Origin of the sequence: Clostridium sp. AM25-23AC, assembly GCF_003435125.1 — a bacterium.
GTDB classification, from domain to species: Bacteria; Bacillota; Clostridia; order Lachnospirales; family Lachnospiraceae; genus Pilosibacter; species Pilosibacter fragilis.
Genome location: NZ_QWGI01000083.1, coordinates 1 through 1,441 on the forward strand (window position 1 = coordinate 1; position 1,441 = coordinate 1,441).

The window sequence follows — 1,441 nt, forward strand, 5'->3', positions numbered from 1 at the left end:
GAACCCCGACGGAAAGGAGGTTTTATGCAGGAAGAAGTAAACCAAAAAACGGTTGCCCTTTCGATCAGGACAACGAAGCTCACAGGAAAAGTGCTGGCTGCCGCTCTTGGCAAGGTGGTTCGGGCGCTGCAAAAGCACCACCAGAAGGCGCTGACCCCGCAGGGACGCCAGAGCGTGAAAAAGCTGATGAACCACTATGGCGGCAAAAGTGCCATGCCCTATGTGGGAGCCCCAAAGGATTTTGACCGGATCGCGAAGGAGTTCCATGTGGACTACGCTTTCCATAAAGTGAGCCCCGGTCATTACCTGCTGTTTTTCAAAGCCAATCAGGCGGACGCTATCACGGCGGCCTTCCAGAAGTACAGCGCAAAGGTGCTGAACAAAGAGCAGGACAAGGCTTCCATCCTCGGTCAGCTTCGGAAATTCACGGAGCAAATCAGGACGCAGGCAAAGGAAAAGCAGCGGACCAGAGAGGCGGTGAAGGACGGACGTTGAGTGACAAGATCAGAAAATATGTGCTCCCAAACCTGCCGTACCTCTTTGTGTTCTGGTTTTTCTCCAAAATCGGGACGGCCTACCGGATCGCCCCCGGCACAGACTTCGGGACAAAGCTCATGGGGATGCTTGATACCTTCCCCAAAGCCTTTGAAACCTACTGGCCGGGGCTGGGAGGTATTGACCTGCTGGTGGGCCTTGCCGGTGCGGCTGGGATGTATCTGCTGATACAGTCAAAGATCAGGCAGGCGAAAAAATTCCGGCGGGATGCGGAGTACGGCACCGCCCGCTTTGGAACAAAGGAAGATATAAAGCCATTTGTTGACCCTAAATTTCAGAACAATGTCATTCTGACCGGGACGGAGTTCCTTACCATGAACACCCGTCCGAAGATACCCGCCAATGCCCGGAACCTAAACGCCTGTGTCATCGGATCGTCCGGCTCGGGAAAGACAAGGTTCTGGTTGACCCCGCAGCTCCTTCAAGCCCATTCCTCGTATGTGGTGGTAGACCCGAAGGGCGGCACCCTCGACCAGTGCGGGCGGTTTCTGCAACGGGAGAAATACAGGGTGCGGGTGTTCAACAGTATCGACTTTTCAAAATCCATGCACTACAATCCGCTGGCCTATATCAAGACAGAAAGCGATGTTTTGAAATTTGTTACCGCCCTGATTGCCAACACCAAAGGCGACGGCAAGGAGGGCGACGAGTTCTGGACAAAAGCAGAAACCCTCTTGTACTGCGCCCTTGTGTCCTACATCGTCTTTGAGGGGCCGGAGGAAGAACGCAACATGAATACGCTGGTGGAAATGATAAACAGCATGGAAGTCCGGGAGGATGACGAAACCTTCAAAAACGCGGTGGACTATATGTTTGACGGGCTGGAACGCCGCAGCCCCCAGCACTTCGCCGTGAGGCAGTATAAGAAATACAAGCTCGCCAGCGG

2 protein-coding genes are annotated in these 1,441 nt (G+C 54.1%); both read left to right on the forward strand.

The features are described from left to right. Positions 1-24: 24 nt before the first annotated feature. Complete coding sequence (locus tag DW677_RS17925) at positions 25-495, forward strand: PcfB family protein (protein ID WP_025543433.1); 471 nt, start codon at positions 25-27, stop codon at positions 493-495. Further along, positions 492-1,441 (forward strand): type IV secretory system conjugative DNA transfer family protein (locus DW677_RS17930; protein WP_242992256.1); only part of this gene is annotated, 950 nt, incomplete at its 3' end. The genes DW677_RS17925 and DW677_RS17930, both read left to right, overlap by 4 nt.

What these genes read in the sequence shown, in the direction of transcription:
- DW677_RS17925 (WP_025543433.1), top strand. Translation starts at nt 25, where the DNA reads ATGCAGGAAGAAGTAAACCAAAAAACGGTTGCCCTTTCGATCAGGACA.